Genomic DNA, 17,157 nt, shown 5'->3' on the forward strand with positions numbered 1-17,157 from the left:
CGGTTGCAGTGAGATGCGACGGCGCGCCGCGCCCTTGCCGATGCGGGCTTCACGGCCTAGCTGATGGCCATGTCACAGTCGCCCGCTTCCCCCGCCGCTGATTTCGATGCTCGCGCCTATCGTCGGGCGCTGGGCGGGTTTGCGACCGGGGTGTGCGTGGTTACGGCCCATACCGTCGACGGGCCGCTGGGGATAACGGTGAACAGCTTCACCTCCGTCTCGCTGGATCCGCCGCTGGTGCTGTGGTGCATGGACATCAAGTCCGACCGTCATGACGCCTTCGCCGGGGCGGACCGGTTCGCGGTGCATATGCTGCCGGTCGAGGATCAGGCCATGTCGGACCGCTTCGCCTGGGGCGTGTGCCGCCTGTCGGACGATGAGTTCGCGGTCGATGATCCCGAACCGCCGCGCCTGCTGAACGCCGTGACGCGCCTGACATGCCGGACGCACGACCGCATCGTCATGGGCGACCACCTGGTCATCGTCGGCCGGGTCGAGGCGTTCGATACCCGACCGGGCGACGCTCTGACCTATTTCCGCGGGAAGTACGGCAAGGCCGCCGATCCGACGGCCTGAGCCTTTGCGCGGGCTTCAGCCCATCATCCGGGCCGCTTGCGGCGCGAAGTAGCTGATGACGCCGGACGCCCCCGCGCGCTTGAAGGCGTGCAGGCTTTCGAGGATGGCGCGGTCGGGGTCCAGCCAGCCGTTGGCGAAGGCGGCCTGCATCATCGCGTACTCGCCGGACACCTGATAGGCGAAGGTCGGCACCTTGAACGTCTGCGACACCAGCCGGACGATGTCGAGGTAAGGCAGGCCCGGCTTGACGATCAGGGCGTCGGCGCCTTCCGACAGGTCCATCGCCACCTCGCGCAGGGCCTCCTCGGCGTTGGCGAAGTCCATCTGATAGGTCTTCTTGTCGCCGGTCAGCGACTTGGACGAGCCGACCGCGTCGCGATAGGGGCCGTAGAAGGCCGAGGCGTATTTGGCCGCATAGCTGATGATCAGGGTGTCGCTGAGGCCATTGGCCTCCAGCGCCTCGCGGATGGCCTGGACGCGGCCGTCCATCATGTCGGACGGGGCCACGGCGTCGGCGCCCGCATGGGCGTGGATGAAGGCCTGTTCGGCCAGCCGCTCCAGCGTCGGGTCGTTGACGATGCGGCCGTTCTCCAGAACGCCGTCGTGGCCGTGGTCGGTGTAGCAGTCCAGCGCCACGTCGGTCATGACGCCGATCTCGGGCGCGGCGTCCTTGATGGCGCGGATGCAGTCGGGGATCAGGCCGTCCGGGTCGGTGGCGGCGGTGGCGATATTATCCTTCAGCCCGTCGTTCACATTGGGGAACAGGGCGACCATCGGAATGCCCAGATCGCGCGCCTCGACGGCGGCCTTGGCGGCCTCCTTGGGCGACAGGCGGAAGACGCCGGGCATGGAGGCGACCGGCTGGCGGTCCTCGTCGCCGTCATGGACGATCAGCGGCCAGATCAGATCAGCGGGCGTCAGAGTCGTCTCGGCGACCAAACGGCGCACCCAGGGCTGCGAACGCAGACGACGCGGGCGGGCGTAGGGGAAGGCGGCGGGCTGGAAGGGCATGGTCATGCGCGCGGCTTAAAACAAAGCGCGGGGAGAGGCAAAAGGCGAACTGTCCACCCTATGCTCGACCTATCTCCCGCTCATCCCGGCGTCCGCCGGGATGAGCGGAAATCTAGGGCGGGAGCCGACAGCAAGGTGACGCGCGCCCCGCCACCCGTTAGAAGCGCCCCGAACGCCCCGTCAGAGGGCAGGCTGTAACGCGGGAGCTTTCATGGACTTCGCCCTCACCGACGATCAACGCGCCATTCAGGACGCGGCCCGCGCCTTCGCAGAGGCCGAGCTGGCCCCGCACTCGGCCCGCTGGGACGAGGACAAGCACTTCCCGGTCGACGTGCTGAAGGCCGCCGCCGAGATGGGCTTCGCCGGCATCTATACGGGCGAGGAACACGGCGGCATGGGCCTAGGCCGTGTCGAAGCGGCGGTGATCTTTGAAGAGCTGTCACGCGGCGATGTGGCGACGGCGGCCTTCATCTCGATCCACAACATGGCGACGTGGATGATCGATAAGTTCGGCTCGGACGAGCTGCGGGCGCGCTTCGTGCCCTCGCTGGTCGGGATGGAGAAGATCGCCAGCTACTGCCTGACCGAGCCGGGCTCGGGCTCGGACGCAGCAGCGCTGCGGACGACGGCGGTGCGCGACGGCGACCACTATGTGCTGAACGGCGCCAAGGCCTTTATCTCGGGCGCCGGGACGTCGGACGTCTATGTCGTCATGGTCCGCACGGGCGGCGAGGGGCCCAAGGGCGTCTCGACCATCGTGGTCGAGGCGGGAACGCCCGGCCTGTCTTTCGGCGCCAATGAGAAAAAGATGGGCTGGAACGCCCAGCCGACCGCCGTGGTCAGCTTCGACGACTGCCGGGTGCCGGTCGCCAATCTGGTGGGCGAGGAAGGCGCGGGCTTCAAATACGCCATGGCCGGTCTGGACGGCGGGCGCCTGAACATCGCCGCCTGCTCGCTGGGCGGGGCGCGTCTGGCGCTGGAGGCGGCGCAGGAATACGTCGCCGGCCGCAAGCAGTTCGGCCAGGCCATCGGCCAGTTCCAGAACACCCAGTTCGAGCTGGCGGACATGGCCACGGACCTTGAGGCCGCCCGCCTGATGGTGCTGCGCGGCGCCTGGGCCATCGACACCGGCCACCCGGAAAAGACCAAATGGTGCGCCATGGCCAAGCGCCTGACGACCGACGCCTGCTTCCAGATCGCCGATCAGGCGCTGCAACTGCACGGCGGCTATGGCTATCTGAAGGACTACCCGCTGGAGCGGATCGTGCGCGACCTGCGCGTTCACCGCATCCTGGAAGGCACCAATGAGATCATGCGCGTGATCGTGGCGCGCGAACTGGCGCGCTAGGCGTCAGCCGCAGCGCCTTGCAAGGTTCACCAGCGCGGCGGACTGGCCCAGATACCACGGCTCGTCCGCCTCGTTCGGGGCGTCCAGGTCCACGTTGCGCGCCTGTTTCAACGCCGCCTTGCCTTCGGGCGACAGGGTGTAGACCTGCCGGTTCATGTCATCGACCGAGGGCGTCAGCCGGTAATCTGCGCCGTCGACCGTCAGGGCCAGCGCGCGGGCGGCGGGGGCGGGCGATCCTGGAAAGTCATAGAAATACTGGAACGTGACCTGGTCGCCTGCACAGTGCGCGCGGGTGATGACCGAGGTGAAGTTCCAGTTCAGGAAGCTGGCCACCGTGCCTTCGCCCGATATGTCGTGCGTCACCCACTGCGCGCTTCTTTCATCGGCCGGAGCGGCGGTCAGGGTCAGGGCGGCGGTCATCGCGGCGATGAGCATGGGGCAGGTCTTTCGTGAACGAGACGGAGCCATACCAACGCTGCTGCAGCGCGAATGCAAGACGCCACTTCGGCTTTACCCGCGACGGCCCCGGCTCTAGACGCAAGACATGAGCACTGAATCTGAAGTCATCACCCGCATCGAGAATGGTGTCGGCCGCATCACCCTGAACCGGCCCAAGGCGATCCACGCCCTGAACCGGGCCATGTGCGAGGCGATGATCGAGGCCCTGCTGGCCTGGCGCGCGGACGACGCGGTTCAGTCGGTGCTGATCGACCATGCGGGCGAGCGCGGCTTCTGCGCGGGCGGCGACATCCGCATGATCGCCGAGAGCGGGGCAGGGGATGCGTCCGAGGCCAAGGCCTTCTTCAAGGCCGAGTATCAGTTGAACCATCTGATGTTCGTCTATCCCAAGCCGATCACGGCGGTGGTGGACGGAATCGTCATGGGCGGGGGCGTGGGCATCAGCGAGCCTGCCGACGTCCGCATCGCCACCGAGCGCACTACCTACGCCATGCCTGAAACCGGCATCGGCCTGTTCCCCGATGTGGGCGGCGGCTGGTTCCTGCCGCGCCTACCGGGTCAGACGGGCGTGTGGCTGGCCCTGACCGGCGCGCGGCTGAGGGCGGCGGATACGGTGGCGCTGGGCATCCACACCCATTTCGTGCCGAGCGAGGGCGTCGAGAGCCTGAAGGCCGAACTGCTGGCCGCGTCCGCCGACCCGAAGGCGGTCGCCGACCGCGCCGCCGGGGACGCCGGGCCGTCGCCGTTGGCCCCGCACCGCCAGGCCATCGACCGCCTGTTCGCCTTCGACACGGTTGAAGAGATCGTCGCCGCCCTTCAGGTCGACGGTTCGGACTGGGCGCTGAAGCAACTCGACATCCTGAATACCAAGTCGCCGCAGTCGCTGAAGGTGTCGCTGCGCCAGATCCGCACCGGGGCGACGCTGACCGACTTCGCCGACAACATGGCGATGGAATACGCCCTGGGCGGGCGCGTGGTTCAGACGCATGACTTCCAGGAAGGCGTGCGCGCCGTCATCATCGACAAGGACAACGCCCCCCAATGGTCGCCGGCCGAGCTTTCTTCGGTTTCGGACGCCCAGATCGAGGCCCTGTTCGCGCCGCTGCCCGTCGATGAGGCATGGAAACCGCTGATCGGCTGATTTCGCGCAAGCTTCATTGTTCAGGGCGGGGGAAAAGCCTATCTTGCCGGCATGAGTAAGCGCTGGACCCCAGAATCCTGGAGAAACAAGCCCGTCCTGCATATGCCGACGGACTATCCGGACGCCGCCGAATTGGCGCGCGTCGAAGACGAGCTGCGCGCGATGCCGCCCCTCGTCTTTGCCGGCGAGGCGCGCAAGCTTACGGACCATCTGGCCCAGGTCGAGGCGGGGAACGCCTTCCTGCTGCAAGGCGGCGACTGCGCCGAGAGCTTCAAGGAGTTCTCGACCGACAACATCCGCGATACCTTCCGCCTGATCCTGCAGATGGCGGTGGTGCTGACCTTCGCCGGCCGCAAGCCGGTGGTCAAGGTCGGCCGCATCGCCGGTCAGTTCGCCAAGCCGCGCTCGTCCCCGGTCGAGGAGATCGGCGGGGTCGAGCTGCCGTCCTATCGCGGCGACATCATCAACGGCATGGGCTTCACGCCGGAAGAGCGCATGCCCGATCCGCAGCGCCTGCTCCGCGCCTATAACCAGTCGGCCTCGACGCTGAACCTGCTGCGCGCCTTTGCGGGCGGGGGATACGCCGACCTGTACAACATCCACCGCTGGACGCTGGGCTTCGCCGACGACGGCGCGGGCGCGGCCTATCGCGAGCTGGCCGACAAAATCACCGAGGCCCTGGCCTTCATGGAAGCGGTCGGCGTCACGCCCGAAACGCATCCCGACCTGTCGCGGGTCGAGGTCTTCACCAGCCACGAAGCCCTGCTGCTGAACGTCGAGAGCGCCCTGACGCGCCTGGACGGCTCGACCGGCGAATGGTTCGACACCTCGGCCCACATGCTGTGGATCGGTGAGCGCACCCGCCAGCTGGACGGCGCCCACATCGAGTTCATGCGCGGCATCTCCAACCCCATCGGGGTCAAGTGCGGGCCGACCATGACGGCGGACGACCTGCTGCCGCTGATCGACGCCCTGAACCCGAACAACATCCCCGGCCGCCTGACGCTGATCGGCCGCTTCGGCCACGACAAGGTGGGCGACCGCCTGCCGGGCCTGATGCGGGCGGTGAAGGCGGCGGGCAAACGCGTCATCTGGTCGATCGACCCGATGCACGGCAATACGCTGAAGGCCGGCAACGGCTACAAGACCCGGCCCTTCGATCGCGTCATGGGCGAAGTCCGCACATTTATTGATGTTGCGGAGGCCGAGGGCGTCCACCCCGGCGGCGTCCATCTGGAAATGACCGGCCAGAACGTCACCGAATGCATCGGCGGCGCCCAGGCGGTCACGGAAGACGACCTGTCGAGCCGTTACCACACCCACTGTGACCCGCGCCTCAACGCGGATCAGGCGCTGGAGATGGCCTTCCTGGTCGCCGAGCGCCTCAAGGCCGGGCGGCAGGCCCGGTCCGAGGCCGCATGACGGCAGAAGACGAAACGCCCGGCCGCGTCGCCTATCAGGGCGCGCCGGGCGCCTTCAGCCATGAGGCCTGCCTCGACCTGCGCCCGTGGGACGAGGCCGTCGGCTTTGAAACCTTCCAGGGCGCGATCGACGCCGTCCTGAGCGGCGACTGCCACTGCGCCCTGATCCCCGTCGAGAACTCGACCGTGGGCGTGGTCGAGCCTGCGGCCACCCTGGTGCGGCAAGCGGGACTGGTCGAGGTCAGCGAGGCCTGGCGGCCGATCCGCCTGGCTCTGTTGGGCGCGCCTGACGCGCGTCTGTCGGACGTGAAGACGGCCGAGAGCCACCCTGTCGCCCTGCAGCAGTGCTCCAAGGCGCTGAACGAGATGAAGATCGCGGCGGTCGAGGTGTTCGACACCGGGGGCGCCGCCGCCGCCGTGGCTGAGGCGGACGACGTGACGCGCGCCGCCGTGGCGCCCGCCCGCGCGGCCGAGGTCTATGGGTTGGTGGTTCTGCGCAACGATTTGCAGGATTTCAGCGACAACCGGACCCGTTTTGTCCTGTTCACGGCCCCTCAGGGTTGACCACGCATAAAGTTTGCGGCTTTAAGGTCCGGTCGGATCGACCTTGATCCAGAAACTGGACCGGATTCATGTCCTCGCTGCGCGCACAAATGACCGTTGAAACCACCACGCGCGCGGTGGCCGGCTTTTATTTTGGCTACGGCTATTACGGCTTTCGATACGCCGGCTGAGGCGTCGGGCTTCTAACCAACCCTGACTGTCTCACTGGCGACCGCTTCTCCCCAAGCGGCCATACCGCGCGTCCCTGCCTGATCTTCATCGGCGGACGCGGCTTCCCTATCGAAAATCCCATGCTGAAAGCCATCTCCCATGTCGCAATCCGCCATCCAGCAAGTCTGGCCCGCTGAAACCGTTGAATTGAGCGCCGAACAGAAGGCGCTGGCCGCCCTGCGCGCCGAAATCGACAATCTGGACGATCAGATCCTTGAACTGTTCGAGCGCCGCCTGTCCGTCGCCGCCCAAGTCGGTAAGGCCAAGGACGCCCCGACCGGCCCCCACACCAAGCTGCGCCCCGATCGCGAACAGGCCGTCCAGGCGCGCCTGCTGAAGCAGTGTGACCCTGAGAACCGCGAGGCGGTCGAGCATCTGTGGCGCGAGATCGTCGGCTGGGGCCTGGCGCGTCAGGGCCGTCTGCAGGTCCAGGTATGGGCCCCCATCGACCCGGCCAAGGCCGTGGACGGCGCCCGCCTGCGCTTTGGCGCCGCCGCCGACATCAAGCTGGTCCTCGATCCGCAGGCCGCCCTGGCCCATGCAGCCGAGGGCAAGGGCGTGGCCGTTCTGTCGATCAGCGGCGATGATCCCTGGTGGATCGGCCTGCGCCGCGAATGGTCGATGCTCAGCGTGTTCGACGGCTACGGCGGCGAGACGCCGACGTCTCTGGCCGTGGGCAAGATCGATCCGCCGGCCCTGCCGAAGGGCCGCCGCGTCGTGGTTACGGCGGGCGGCGACGCGGGCGACGGCTCGGGTGCGCGCCGCTGGGGCCTGAACACCCACCACGGCTGGACCCTGGCCCTGACCGACGCCGATGTGGCGCCGGGCGACGTCGAGGGCGGCGTCGGCGCCATCGGCTGACAGGCCCGGCTGAGGAACAGGGTGAATCGACGTTAAGCCTGTTCCTCAACCCTGTCTCAAAATCCGTCGTTCAATATAGGGGCATGAACGCTTCCGTCCTCCTGCGTCTTGCGCCGATCTGCGTCCTTGCCGGGCTGCTGGTCGGCTGCGGCGTGGTGGAAAGCGACCCCAGCCGGTTCGAGAGCGCGGCCGAACGGATCGCGGCCATTCCCTTGTCCGCCGAGGATGCGGGCGGGGCGTCGGTCGCTGCGCCGGATCGTCCGCGCGAGCGGGCCGCGCCGCTGAAGGTCGAGCTGATGACGCCGCATGAGCTGTGGGATGCGCGCGAGGGCCTGACCGCCAGGGTCCGCTTGGCCTCTGCGCCTGCATCTGCGCCGACGGCCTATCCCGATGCCGAGGCTCCGCCGCAGACCGTGACGGCGCCCAAGCCCGCCGTGGTCGCCGCGCGTCATGTGCAACTGGGCGCCTATTCCAGCGAGGACGGCGCCCGCGCGGCCTGGACGCGACTGAACCGCGGGCCGGGCGGGGCGGTGCTGTCGGGACTTCAGCCCGTCTATGAAGCGGTCGAGGTCGGCGGGCGTCGCCTGGTGCGGTTGAAGGTCGCCGCCTCAGCCGGACAGGCTCAGGCCTTGTGCCGCGACTTGGCGGCTTCGGACCCGTGGTGCGCCCGATCCGGCGCGGCCTCGGTCTGATCGTCCACAGGCTCAGCTTAAGGTTTCGTTGACGATTGGCCCTCGGAGGCTGATCTTGCGGCCCATGGGCGGGCGGCGGACGAAGATGAGTCGCGCCTGCTGATCACAGTGGGATTTCACATGGCGCAGCCTCAGGTCATCGTCATCGGCAATGAAAAGGGCGGGGCGGGCAAGTCCACCCTGGCCATTCACATCGTCACCGGCCTTCTGCACGCCGGACGCAAGGTCGCCATCATCGATCTGGACCTGCGCCAGCGCTCGATGGAGCGGTTCTTCGCCAACCGCGTCGCCTGGACCAAGGCCAACGGCCACGACTTGCCCCAGCCGATCGTGCCGGACATGGGCGACGGCAAGGCCCTGCATAAGGCCGATGAGGCCGAGCAACTGGCGCGTTTCGAGGCCGCCTACGCCGAGGCGAAAGGCGTCGCCGACGTCATCGTCATCGACACCCCGGGCGGGGACACGGCCTTGTCGCGCGCCGCGCACGGCCGCGCGGATCAGATCGTCACCCCGATGAACGACAGCTTCGTCGACTTCGACCTGCTGGGGGAGGTGGACCCTGTGACCTTGGATCTGGTCAAGCCGTCCATCTATTCAGAAAGCGTCTGGGAGGCGCGCAAGCATCGCGCCATCACCGAGGGGCGTCAGGTGACGATCGACTGGATCGTCGTCACCAACCGTCTGGCCGTCGCCGAGGCGCGCAACCGTCGCCGCCTGGCCTCGCGCATGGCCAAGCTGGCCAAGCGGGTCGGATTCCGCGTCGGGCCGGGCCTGCGCGACCGGGTCATCTATCGCGAGCTCTTCCCCTTCGGCCTGACCGTGGCGGACCTGTCGAATGACATCCGTCCGGTGTCGGTGTCGCTGGCCCACGTCGCCGCGCGTCAGGAGATGCGCAACCTGATGCAGGCCCTGGGGCTGGACGACGCCATCGCGGCCATGGACGCGGCGGCCTGATCGTTTCATGGGGCTGATCTGGCTGGGTCTGGCTGCCGTGGCCCTGTGGGCCATGGTGCGTCTGGGCCGCCAGACCGAGCGCGCCCGGCGCGGCCACTGGCGCATCTCGGCCACTATACTAAGTGCCGCTCTGCTGGCCGGGGCGGTGTTCGCCGCCGCGCGCGGAGCGTGGCTGATCGCGGGCGGCATGGCGTCTGCGGGCGTCTGGCTGGCCGTGCAATCGCGCATCCGGCCTGTGGCGGGCAGGGCGGCTCAACCCGCCGAGCCCATGAGCAAGGCCGAGGCGCGGTCCATTCTGGGCGTTCCGGCTGATGCGGACGCCCAGGCGATCCACGCCGCATGGCGCCGTCTGATGGCGCGCGCCCACCCGGATCAGGGCGGAACCGAGGGCCTGGCCGCTCGCGTCAACGCCGCGCGGGATCGGCTGCTGAAGGGGTAGGGCTCTTTCCTTCTCCCCTTGTGGGAGAAGGTGGCCCGTGAGGGCCGGATGAGGGGTGTCGGCGCGACATGCAGCGCTTTCCCTCCGCCAGACTACTCGGCAGACGAGGCGCTCCCACCCCTCATCCGTCTGCCTCCGGCAGCCACCTTCTCCCACAAGGGGAGAAGGAAGTGGAATGGGTATTTTAATACCGTATTTAAAATATTGAATAAAATCAGGTATATAGGTCAAAATCTCCGCTACAACCGACATTGACCTTCGGCGCGTGACCCTCTATCACCCCGGCCTCCGCCCGATCCATCTGGTTCGGGCCGCGTTTTTCGTCTTCCAGGACCCTCATCATGCTGAAGAGCACCACGGCTTCGCTGAAGCCGGCCGAGGTCGAGAAGAAGTGGATCCACATCGACGCCGAAGGCGTCGTCGTGGGCCGCCTCGCGACCTTCATCGCCAACCGTCTGCGCGGCAAGCACCTGCCGACCTACACCCCGCACGTTGACTGCGGCGACTACGTCGTCGTCACCAACGTCGACAAGGTGGTGTTCACCGGCAAGAAGAACACCGACAAGGTCTACTATCGCCACACCGGCCACCCGGGCGGCATCAAGGAAACCACCCCGGAGAAGGTTCTGGGCGGTCGTTTCCCCGAGCGCGTGCTCGAGAAGGCCGTTGAGCGCATGCTGCCCAAGGAGTCGCCGCTGGCTCGCAAGCAGATGACCCACCTGCGCCTGTTCGCCGGCGCGGCTCACGAACACGAAGCCCAACAGCCCACGACCATCGACTTCAAGTCGATGTCGTCCAAGAACACCCGGAGCGCCTGAGCATGACCGACGTGACTCAAGACACCGCCGCCGGCTTTGACGCCCTGAAGGGCCTGGGCACCGCCGCCGCCGAGGAAATCGTCCGCGAGCCGAAGATCGACGCCCTGGGCCGTTCGTACTCGACCGGCAAGCGCAAGAACGCCATCGCCCGCGTGTGGGTGAAGCGCGGCACCGGCAAGATCACCGTCAACGGCAAGGACGTGGCCGCCTATTTCGCCCGTCCCGTGCTGCAGATGATGGTCGCCCAGCCGCTGACCGTCTCCGACCGCGCCACGCAATACGACGTGATCTGCACCGTCGAAGGTTCGGGCCTGTCGGGCCAGGCCGGCGCCATCCGCCACGGCCTGTCGCACGCCCTGACCCACTACGAGCCGGAACTGCGCAAGGTTCTGAAGCCGCACGGCTTCCTGACCCGCGACAGCCGCGTCGTCGAGCGTAAGAAGTACGGCCGCGCCAAGGCTCGCCGCAGCTTCCAGTTCTCGAAGCGCTAATCGCCGAACCCGGCGATGGGTTTACGAAGGGGCGCTTCGAGGCAACTCGAAGCGCCTTTTCTTTTGTCCTTCTCCCCTTGTGGGAGAAGGTGGCGGCCGCAGGCCGACGGATGAGGGGTTTCGCTTCGCCGAGATCTCTCGCCTGAAGATCGCCAGAATGTCGCGTCAGTGCGACCCTTCATCCGACCCGCTGCGCGGGCCACCTTCTCCCACAAGGGGAAAAGGATAGGAGATGCGAATGACCCACACCATCTTCATCGACGGCGAGGCCGGGACGACCGGTCTGGAGATATGCGAGCGTCTGGAGGCGCGCGGCGATCTGGAGCTGATGCTGCTGGGCGACCGCCGTCGTGATGTCGAAGCGCGGCGCGAGGCGCTGAACAGCGCCGATGCCGTCATCCTGTGCCTGCCGGACGACGCGGCCCGCGAGGCGGTGTCGATGATCGAGAATCCGTCGGTGCGGGTCATCGACGCCTCGACCGCCTATCGTGTGGCGGACGGCTGGACCTATGGCTTTGCCGAGATGGATGCGGGCCAGCGCGCGGCCATCGCCGCCTCGACGCGGGTGTCGAACCCCGGCTGCTATCCGACGGGCTTCATCGGCCTGATGCGGCCGCTGGTGAAGGCGGGTCTGGTGCCGGCCGACTGGCCCGTCACGATCAATGCGGTGTCCGGCTATTCCGGCGGCGGCAAGGCCATGATCGCGGAGTTCGAGGCCGAAGGGGCTGCGACCGCCTTCCGCGCCTATGGCCTGACGCTGAAGCACAAGCACGTGCCGGAAATGACCAGGCACGCGGGACTCGCGCGCCCGGTGCTGTTCTCGCCCGCGGTGGGGAACTATCGTCAGGGGATGCTGGTCGAGGTTCCGCTGCATCTGTCGGCCCTGCCGGAGACGCCCTCGGTCGAGAGGCTGCACGGCGCCCTGGTCGAGGCCTATGAGGGCCAGCATTTCGTCGAAGTCGCCGAGATCGACGAGACCGAGGCCATGACCGGTATCGAACCCGAGGGCCTGAACGGCACCAACCGGATGCGCCTGCATGTCTTCGGCGATCGCGGGGGTGAACAGGCGCGTTTGGTCGCCCTGCTGGACAATCTGGGCAAGGGCGCCTCGGGCGCGGCGGTTCAGAACCTGAACATCATGCTGGGTCTGGACGAGGCGACCGGCCTCAAGTGAGGCCGATCCGGGCGCGCGATCAGCGCGCCCGTGCGGCCTTGACCGCCGACTCCACCGTCCCGCCGAAGAAGACGGCGGCGATGATGAGCAGCAGGCCGTAATCGTGGCCGGGGAAGATCAGCGGCACGCCTGCCGCCAGGATGATCAGCGCGGGAAACAGGCTGGCCCAGACGGCGGTCGAAGCGGCGTCAGGGTGGATCATCGGCGGGCGACGCATGCCCATCCGCTTCGCCATCAAGCCGTTCAGCGGCACGAAAGCCGCAGGCACGATCAGCGCGATCATCACATACTTCACCAACTGTCCCGGCGCGCCGAACAGGGTCGCCGTGGCGATCAGCAGGATCAGCGGAATGGCCGTGGCGACGGCCAGCAGCAGGTTGGGCTCGATACGCTTCAAGACTTCACTTTCACATAGGCGCCGGGCGCCGGTTCGATAGGCTTCAACGCCCCGGCGTTGGGATCGCGCGCAGCGATCTTCTCGCCGGACTTCGCGCCCAGCCAGTCGGCCCAGTGCGACCACCAGCTGCCAGGATGCTGTTGCGCCTCCGCTTGCCATTCCTGAAGCGTTTCGGGAAGGGCGGCGTTGACCCAGTGCTGATACTTCTCGGCCGAGGGCGGGTTGATGACCCCGGCGATGTGGCCCGATCCGGCCAGCGTATAGGTCACCGGCCCGCCGAACAGCCGCGCCGAGCGATAGACCGAGTTCATCGGCGCGATATGGTCCTCGCGGCTGGCCTGGAAATAGAGGGGGATGCGGACCTTGGACAGGTCGATGCGTTCGCCGTCGATCTCCAGCTCGCCCTTGGCCAGGGCGTTCTGCCCGTACATCAGGCGCAGGTATTGCAGGTGCAGCCGCTTGGGCATCCGCGTCTGGTCGGCGTTCCACGCCAACAGGTCGAAGGCGGGCGGCGCCTTGCCCATCAGATAGTTGGACACGAAGAAGGACCAGATCAGGTCGTTGGCGCGCAGGGCGTTGAAGGTGTCGGCCATCGCCGTGCCGGGCAGGACGCCGCCCGCCTCGTCCATCATGCGCTCGATTTCAGACAACCAGTGCTCGTCAGTGAACAGCAGCAGGTCGCCCGCCTCGGCGAAGTCGTGCTGGGCGGCGAAGAAGGTGGCCGAGGCGACGCGATCATCGCCCTTGGCCGCCATGTGCGCCAGGCTGGCGCCCAGCATGGTGCCGCCGATGCAGTAGCCGACAGTGTTCACATGCGCCTGGCCGGTCTGCTCCAGCGTCTTTTCGACAGCGCGATAGACGCCCTTCTTCATGTAATCGTCGAGGCCGAACTCCGCCTTGTCGCGGTCCGGATTGACCCATGAGCAGACGAAGACGGTGAACCCCTGCGCGCTCAACCAGCGGATCAGGGAGTTCGCCGGCTGCAGGTCCATGATGTAGAATTTGTTGATCCACGGCGGGAAGATCAGCAGCGGGATCGCGTGCTGCTGCTCCGTCGCGGCGTCGTACTGGATCAGTTCGAACAGCTCGTCGCGCCAGACCACCTGACCCGGCGCCGTGGCGACGTTCTCGCCCAGGACGAAACGGCCGTAGTCGGCCTGGCTGATCTTCAGCGACCCGGCGCCGCGCTCCAGATCGGCGGCGAAGTTCTGCATCCCGCGCACCAGGGATTCGCCGCTCGTCTCGGCCAGCGCCTTCAGCGCTACCGGGTTGGACGCCAGGAAGTTGGCGGGCGAGAAGGCGTCGGTCAGCAGGCGGGTGAAGAACTCGGCCCGGCGCTTCACGCGCGGATCGACGTCCTCGACGCTGGAGACCAGGCTGTTCATCCAGTCCGAGGTGGCCAGGTAGGACTGGCGCATCATGTCGAACATGGGGTTTTCGGACCATGCCGGGTCGCGGAACCGCTTGTCGGACGGGGCGCGGCTGTCGACCGTCTCGCCCATCGCCCGGCGGGTGGTGGTCGACCACAGCTCCATATAGCGGCCGAACAGGTCGGCCTGGGCCTGGAACAGCTTTTCGGGGCGGGCGGCCAGACTGGTCATGACCGAGGACATGGCCGGGGCCACATTGAACGGGTCGGGCGACAGGGCGGCGGGGCGGTCGGCCTGCGACAGGGCCGCCTCGGCCACCGCCGTCTGGGCCATCATCGCTGCCTTGGCCAGGTTCAGCGACAGGGTCTCCAACTGCTGGCGCTGTTCGGCGCTGAAGGCCATGAAGTCGGGCGCGGGAGAGGCGGCTTCGGCCTCGGCTGGCGGAGGTGCGGCGGGCGCCGGTTCGGGCTTTTCAACCGGGGCGGCGGCCTTTTTCACGCGCGGCTTGGCTGAGGTCGGGCGTCCGGCCTTGCGCGGGGCGGTCGTCTTTTCGGGCGCGCTGTCGGGCGCATCTGGGGACGAAGCCTTGGTCGGGCGCTTGGCCATGGCGAACCTCCGATGGGGACGCGCAAATTTGCGCGCCTTCCTCCCGACGCGATGATGGCATATGTCAGTGACCGAAATGAACGCGATTGTGCTGAAAAAGACGGGATGGACGGCGGCTTGGGGCATGGCCCTGGGTTCGGCCTTGGTTTTGGGCGGCTGCGTCAGCGCCTTCGAGCCGAAGACCGACCCGACATCGCCTCTGGCGCCCCGGGTGCAGCAGTTGGTCGATGAGAATCGCCAGTATCCGCGCTGGGCCGATTTTCCGCGCAGCAGTTCGCCCTTGCCCGCTCCGGCCGAGGTCGCCGCTAATGTCGGTCGTCTGGAAAGCCGCAACGCGGCCCTGACGGCCGAGACGGCCCGCATCGACTGGACGCTGAACACCGATCCAGCCGCCTTCGTCGCACAGGTCAACCGTCGCGTGGACGCCAGCCAGATGTCGCCGCAGACCCTGCGCACCGCTGAACAGATCGAGGCCTACGCCGAGGAGCTGCGTCAGCGCGCCAAGGCGCCGCCCCCCATCGACCGTCCGCGTCCGCAATAGTCGTGGCGGCGGCCTAAGGTCGCCCCGCGGGTTTCGTCGCCCGCCTGGGCGAATCCGGCGATCCTGCCGCTCCGGCCGCGTTTCGCCGTCCTGAGTGCGAGGAGCCGTCATGGCCCATGTCCCGTCTGAACCCTTTTGCCGTCTCGGCGGCGCGCGCTGATGGCTGACGGCGTCGTCTCGCCCGCCTTCCTCGACGTGTCCCGATCCCTGTCTGGCCGGGCCTGGCGGTTGCGCCCCGCCGAGGCGGGCGTGACGCGGGCGCACATCCAGGCGCTGGGTCTGGACGAGCCGCTGGCGCGGGCGTTGGCGTCGCGCGGCGTGGGGGCGGAGCAGGGCGCCGATTTCCTGAAACCGACGCTGAAGGCGCTGTTTCCCAATCCGTCCAGCTTCATGGACATGGACGCCGCCGCGGCCGCCATCGTCGACGCGCTTCAGGCGCAGGCCAGCATCCACGTCTTCGCCGACTATGACGTGGACGGGGCGTCCAGCGCGGCCCTGCTGGTGCGCTGGTTCCGCACGCTGGGGGCGGACCTGCCCATCTATGTTCCCGATCGCTTGACCGAGGGCTACGGCCCCAGCGCCCGGGCCTTTGATACGCTGAAGGCGCGCGGCGCCGATCTGGTCATCACCGTCGACTGCGGCGCGGCGGCTAATGAAGCGGTGGCCCATGCGGCGGCCATCGGCCTGAAGGTCGTGGTCATCGACCATCACATGATGCGCGAAGAGCCGCCCGCCTGCCTCGCCGTGGTCAATCCGAACCGGCCGGGCTGCGGCTCAGGTCAGGGCAATCTGGCGGCGGCGGGCGTGGTCTTTGTCCTGCTGGCCGCTCTGAACCGCGAGGCGCGCGGGCGCGGCCTGTTTGAGGGCAAGACCGAACCCGACATCCGCCAGTGGCTGGATCTGGCCGCCATGGGCGCTATCTGCGACGTGACGGGCCTGACCGGCTTCAACCGCGCCCTGACCAGTCTGGGGCTGGGGGTCATGTCGCACTGGCGCAATCCGGGCCTGCGCGCCCTGCTGGCGGCGGCGGGGGCCGAGCCGGGACCGGCCAAGACCAACCATGCGGGCTTCATCCTCGGCCCGCGCATCAATGCGGGCGGCCGCATCGGCAAGTCGGATCTGGGCGCGCGTCTGCTGTCGACCGACGATCCCGACGAGGCGCGGATGCTGGCCCAGGAACTGGACGCCCTGAATGTAGCCCGACGCGAGGTCGAGGCTGAAGTCACCGAACAGGCCGTCCGCCGCGTCGAGGCGACCGGCGCCCACGCCGACGACAGCGCCGCCGTGGTCGTCAGCGGCGAGGACTGGCACCCCGGCGTCGTCGGCATCGTCGCCGGTCGCCTGCGCGAACGCTGGCGCAAGCCCGTCATCGTCATCGGCGTCGACGCCGTCAACGGCGTGGGCAAGGGCTCGGGCCGCTCTCAGCCGGGCATGAATCTGGGCCGGGCGGTGCAGGCGGCCTGGAACGAGGGCCTGCTGATCGCGGGCGGCGGCCACGCCATGGCGGCAGGGCTGACGGTGGCGGCCGACCGCATCGACGAGCTGCGCGCCTTCCTCAACGATCGCCTGTCAGCCGAGCGCGTCGAGGCTGTGGCTCAGGACTGGGTCGAGGTCGACGCCCTGATTGACCCGCGCGCCGCCACCCGCGATCTGTTCGAGGCGTTCGAGCAACTGGCCCCCTATGGTCCGGCCAACCCGGAGCCTCTGTTCGCGCTGGAAGGCGTGCAGGCGCGCGAGCCCGTCGCCATGAACGGCGGCCATGTGCGGTGCCGTCTGGTCGGGCCGGACGGCGCCTCGGTGCGGGCCATCGCCTGGCGCTGCGCTGACCTGCCGACGGGCAAGGCGCTGCTGGCGGGGCAGGGCGGTCTGAACCTGGTCGGGCGCCTGAAAGCCGACGACTGGAACGGCCGTCGCGGCGTGCAGTTCGAGATCGAGGACGTCGCCGACCCGCGCATGGCCTGAAACCGTCAGCCTTGGCCGTGAAACGACGCAGGTCTTTGAAAAAGTCGCACAAATCCGCTTCGCCGCGCTTGCCATAAGCGGAATCGGCGGCTATCTACACGGTCCTCCGCGCAGCGGTCCCT

18 protein-coding genes are annotated in these 17,157 nt (G+C 67.9%); 14 read left to right on the plus strand and 4 right to left on the minus strand.

Translation table 11 applies throughout. The annotated features are described in order from the left end of the window. Positions 1 to 63 precede the first annotated feature (63 nt). Positions 64 to 576: a flavin reductase family protein gene (locus tag B2Y21_RS10780; protein ID WP_234287750.1), complete on the plus strand. Its 513-nt coding sequence runs from the start codon at positions 64 to 66 to the stop codon at positions 574 to 576. A gap of 15 nt (positions 577 to 591) precedes the next feature. Here the strand turns inward: B2Y21_RS10780 and hemB are convergent, their stop codons facing one another. Further along, a complete protein-coding gene (gene hemB / locus B2Y21_RS10785; RefSeq protein WP_292059670.1) occupies positions 592 to 1,593 on the minus strand; it encodes a porphobilinogen synthase in 1,002 nt (333 codons plus the stop codon). Between the two features lie 205 nt (positions 1,594 to 1,798). On the opposite strand from hemB, the gene B2Y21_RS10790 reads away from it, so the two are divergent. Then, on the plus strand, positions 1,799 to 2,935 hold the full coding sequence (locus B2Y21_RS10790) for an isobutyryl-CoA dehydrogenase (protein ID WP_292059672.1): 1,137 nt from the start codon (positions 1,799 to 1,801) through the stop codon (positions 2,933 to 2,935). Between the two features lie 3 nt (positions 2,936 to 2,938). Here B2Y21_RS10790 and B2Y21_RS10795 read toward each other — a convergent pair whose 3' ends face one another. After that, the gene (locus tag B2Y21_RS10795) at positions 2,939 to 3,370 is read right to left on the minus strand and encodes a hypothetical protein (RefSeq protein ID WP_292059674.1); all 432 of its coding nucleotides are present in this window, start codon (positions 3,368 to 3,370) and stop codon (positions 2,939 to 2,941) included. A 109-nt stretch (positions 3,371 to 3,479) separates the two neighbouring features. On the opposite strand from B2Y21_RS10795, the gene B2Y21_RS10800 reads away from it, so the two are divergent. The 10 genes from B2Y21_RS10800 (at position 3,480) to argC (ending at position 12,159) form a co-directional block, all read left to right on the plus strand. Beyond that, entirely contained in the window at positions 3,480 to 4,535 is a 1,056-nt protein-coding gene (locus B2Y21_RS10800) for an enoyl-CoA hydratase/isomerase family protein (RefSeq protein WP_292059676.1), read from the plus strand. A 51-nt stretch (positions 4,536 to 4,586) separates the two neighbouring features. Then, positions 4,587 to 5,957, plus strand: coding sequence for a class II 3-deoxy-7-phosphoheptulonate synthase (locus B2Y21_RS10805; protein ID WP_292059678.1), 1,371 nt, complete (start codon positions 4,587 to 4,589; stop codon positions 5,955 to 5,957). Further along, on the plus strand, positions 5,954 to 6,520 hold the full coding sequence (locus B2Y21_RS10810) for a prephenate dehydratase domain-containing protein (RefSeq protein ID WP_292059679.1): 567 nt from the start codon (positions 5,954 to 5,956) through the stop codon (positions 6,518 to 6,520). The genes B2Y21_RS10805 and B2Y21_RS10810 overlap by 4 nt, the downstream gene beginning before the upstream one ends. A 309-nt stretch (positions 6,521 to 6,829) precedes the next feature. Continuing rightward, on the plus strand, positions 6,830 to 7,591 hold the full coding sequence (locus B2Y21_RS10815; protein WP_200166952.1) for a chorismate mutase: 762 nt from the start codon (positions 6,830 to 6,832) through the stop codon (positions 7,589 to 7,591). An 83-nt stretch (positions 7,592 to 7,674) separates the two neighbouring features. Further along, complete coding sequence (locus tag B2Y21_RS10820) at positions 7,675 to 8,283, plus strand: SPOR domain-containing protein (RefSeq protein ID WP_292059684.1); 609 nt, start codon at positions 7,675 to 7,677, stop codon at positions 8,281 to 8,283. Between the two features lie 120 nt (positions 8,284 to 8,403). Then, positions 8,404 to 9,237 carry a division plane positioning ATPase MipZ gene (locus B2Y21_RS10825; RefSeq protein WP_292059685.1) on the plus strand — a complete coding sequence of 278 codons (834 nt, stop codon included), beginning with the start codon at positions 8,404 to 8,406 and terminating at the stop codon, positions 9,235 to 9,237. 7 nt (positions 9,238 to 9,244) lie between these two features. Further along, a complete protein-coding gene (locus B2Y21_RS10830; RefSeq protein WP_292059686.1) occupies positions 9,245 to 9,676 on the plus strand; it encodes a molecular chaperone DnaJ in 432 nt (143 codons plus the stop codon). 344 nt (positions 9,677 to 10,020) lie between these two features. After that, entirely contained in the window at positions 10,021 to 10,494 is a 474-nt protein-coding gene (rplM, locus tag B2Y21_RS10835; protein ID WP_181409293.1) for a 50S ribosomal protein L13, read from the plus strand. 2 nt (positions 10,495 to 10,496) lie between these two features. Continuing rightward, positions 10,497 to 10,985, plus strand: coding sequence for a 30S ribosomal protein S9 (rpsI, locus tag B2Y21_RS10840; RefSeq protein ID WP_003165345.1), 489 nt, complete (start codon positions 10,497 to 10,499; stop codon positions 10,983 to 10,985). 238 nt (positions 10,986 to 11,223) lie between these two features. Then, positions 11,224 to 12,159 (plus strand): N-acetyl-gamma-glutamyl-phosphate reductase, encoded by a 936-nt coding sequence (argC, locus tag B2Y21_RS10845; RefSeq protein ID WP_292059687.1) that lies wholly within the window; start codon positions 11,224 to 11,226, stop codon positions 12,157 to 12,159. A 19-nt stretch (positions 12,160 to 12,178) separates the two neighbouring features. Here argC and B2Y21_RS10850 read toward each other — a convergent pair whose 3' ends face one another. Further along, positions 12,179 to 12,556, minus strand: a complete 378-nt coding sequence (locus B2Y21_RS10850) for a hypothetical protein (protein WP_292059688.1) — start codon at positions 12,554 to 12,556, stop codon at positions 12,179 to 12,181. Then, positions 12,553 to 14,532, minus strand: coding sequence for a class I poly(R)-hydroxyalkanoic acid synthase (phaC, locus tag B2Y21_RS10855; protein ID WP_292059690.1), 1,980 nt, complete (start codon positions 14,530 to 14,532; stop codon positions 12,553 to 12,555). The genes B2Y21_RS10850 and phaC overlap by 4 nt, the downstream gene beginning before the upstream one ends. 88 nt (positions 14,533 to 14,620) lie before the next feature. On the opposite strand from phaC, the gene B2Y21_RS10860 reads away from it, so the two are divergent. Then, complete coding sequence (locus tag B2Y21_RS10860) at positions 14,621 to 15,073, plus strand: hypothetical protein (protein ID WP_292059692.1); 453 nt, start codon at positions 14,621 to 14,623, stop codon at positions 15,071 to 15,073. 159 nt (positions 15,074 to 15,232) lie between these two features. After that, a complete protein-coding gene (gene recJ, locus B2Y21_RS10865) occupies positions 15,233 to 17,035 on the plus strand; it encodes a single-stranded-DNA-specific exonuclease RecJ (protein WP_292059696.1) in 1,803 nt (600 codons plus the stop codon). Positions 17,036 to 17,157: the final 122 nt, after the last annotated feature.

It is taken from the genome of Brevundimonas sp. UBA5936 (genome assembly GCA_002430835.1).
Classification (GTDB): domain Bacteria; phylum Pseudomonadota; class Alphaproteobacteria; order Caulobacterales; family Caulobacteraceae; genus Brevundimonas.

Bases quoted from the DNA above. Each gene is read 5' to 3' on its own strand.
- B2Y21_RS10830 (WP_292059686.1), top strand. From the start codon at position 9,245: ATGGGGCTGATCTGGCTGGGTCTGGCTGCCGTGGCCCTGTGGGCCATG.
- hemB (WP_292059670.1), bottom strand. From the start codon at position 1,593: ATGACCATGCCCTTCCAGCCCGCCGCCTTCCCCTACGCCCGCCCGCGT.
- B2Y21_RS10795 (WP_292059674.1), bottom strand. From the start codon at position 3,370: ATGCTCATCGCCGCGATGACCGCCGCCCTGACCCTGACCGCCGCTCCG.
- phaC (WP_292059690.1), bottom strand. From the start codon at position 14,532: ATGGCCAAGCGCCCGACCAAGGCTTCGTCCCCAGATGCGCCCGACAGC.
- B2Y21_RS10780 (WP_234287750.1), top strand. From the start codon at position 64: ATGGCCATGTCACAGTCGCCCGCTTCCCCCGCCGCTGATTTCGATGCT.
- B2Y21_RS10800 (WP_292059676.1), top strand. From the start codon at position 3,480: ATGAGCACTGAATCTGAAGTCATCACCCGCATCGAGAATGGTGTCGGC.
- B2Y21_RS10810 (WP_292059679.1), top strand. From the start codon at position 5,954: ATGACGGCAGAAGACGAAACGCCCGGCCGCGTCGCCTATCAGGGCGCG.
- B2Y21_RS10825 (WP_292059685.1), top strand. From the start codon at position 8,404: ATGGCGCAGCCTCAGGTCATCGTCATCGGCAATGAAAAGGGCGGGGCG.
- argC (WP_292059687.1), top strand. From the start codon at position 11,224: ATGACCCACACCATCTTCATCGACGGCGAGGCCGGGACGACCGGTCTG.
- recJ (WP_292059696.1), top strand. From the start codon at position 15,233: ATGGCTGACGGCGTCGTCTCGCCCGCCTTCCTCGACGTGTCCCGATCC.
- rpsI (WP_003165345.1), top strand. From the start codon at position 10,497: ATGACCGACGTGACTCAAGACACCGCCGCCGGCTTTGACGCCCTGAAG.
- B2Y21_RS10820 (WP_292059684.1), top strand. From the start codon at position 7,675: ATGAACGCTTCCGTCCTCCTGCGTCTTGCGCCGATCTGCGTCCTTGCC.
- B2Y21_RS10790 (WP_292059672.1), top strand. From the start codon at position 1,799: ATGGACTTCGCCCTCACCGACGATCAACGCGCCATTCAGGACGCGGCC.
- B2Y21_RS10805 (WP_292059678.1), top strand. From the start codon at position 4,587: ATGAGTAAGCGCTGGACCCCAGAATCCTGGAGAAACAAGCCCGTCCTG.
- B2Y21_RS10815 (WP_200166952.1), top strand. From the start codon at position 6,830: ATGTCGCAATCCGCCATCCAGCAAGTCTGGCCCGCTGAAACCGTTGAA.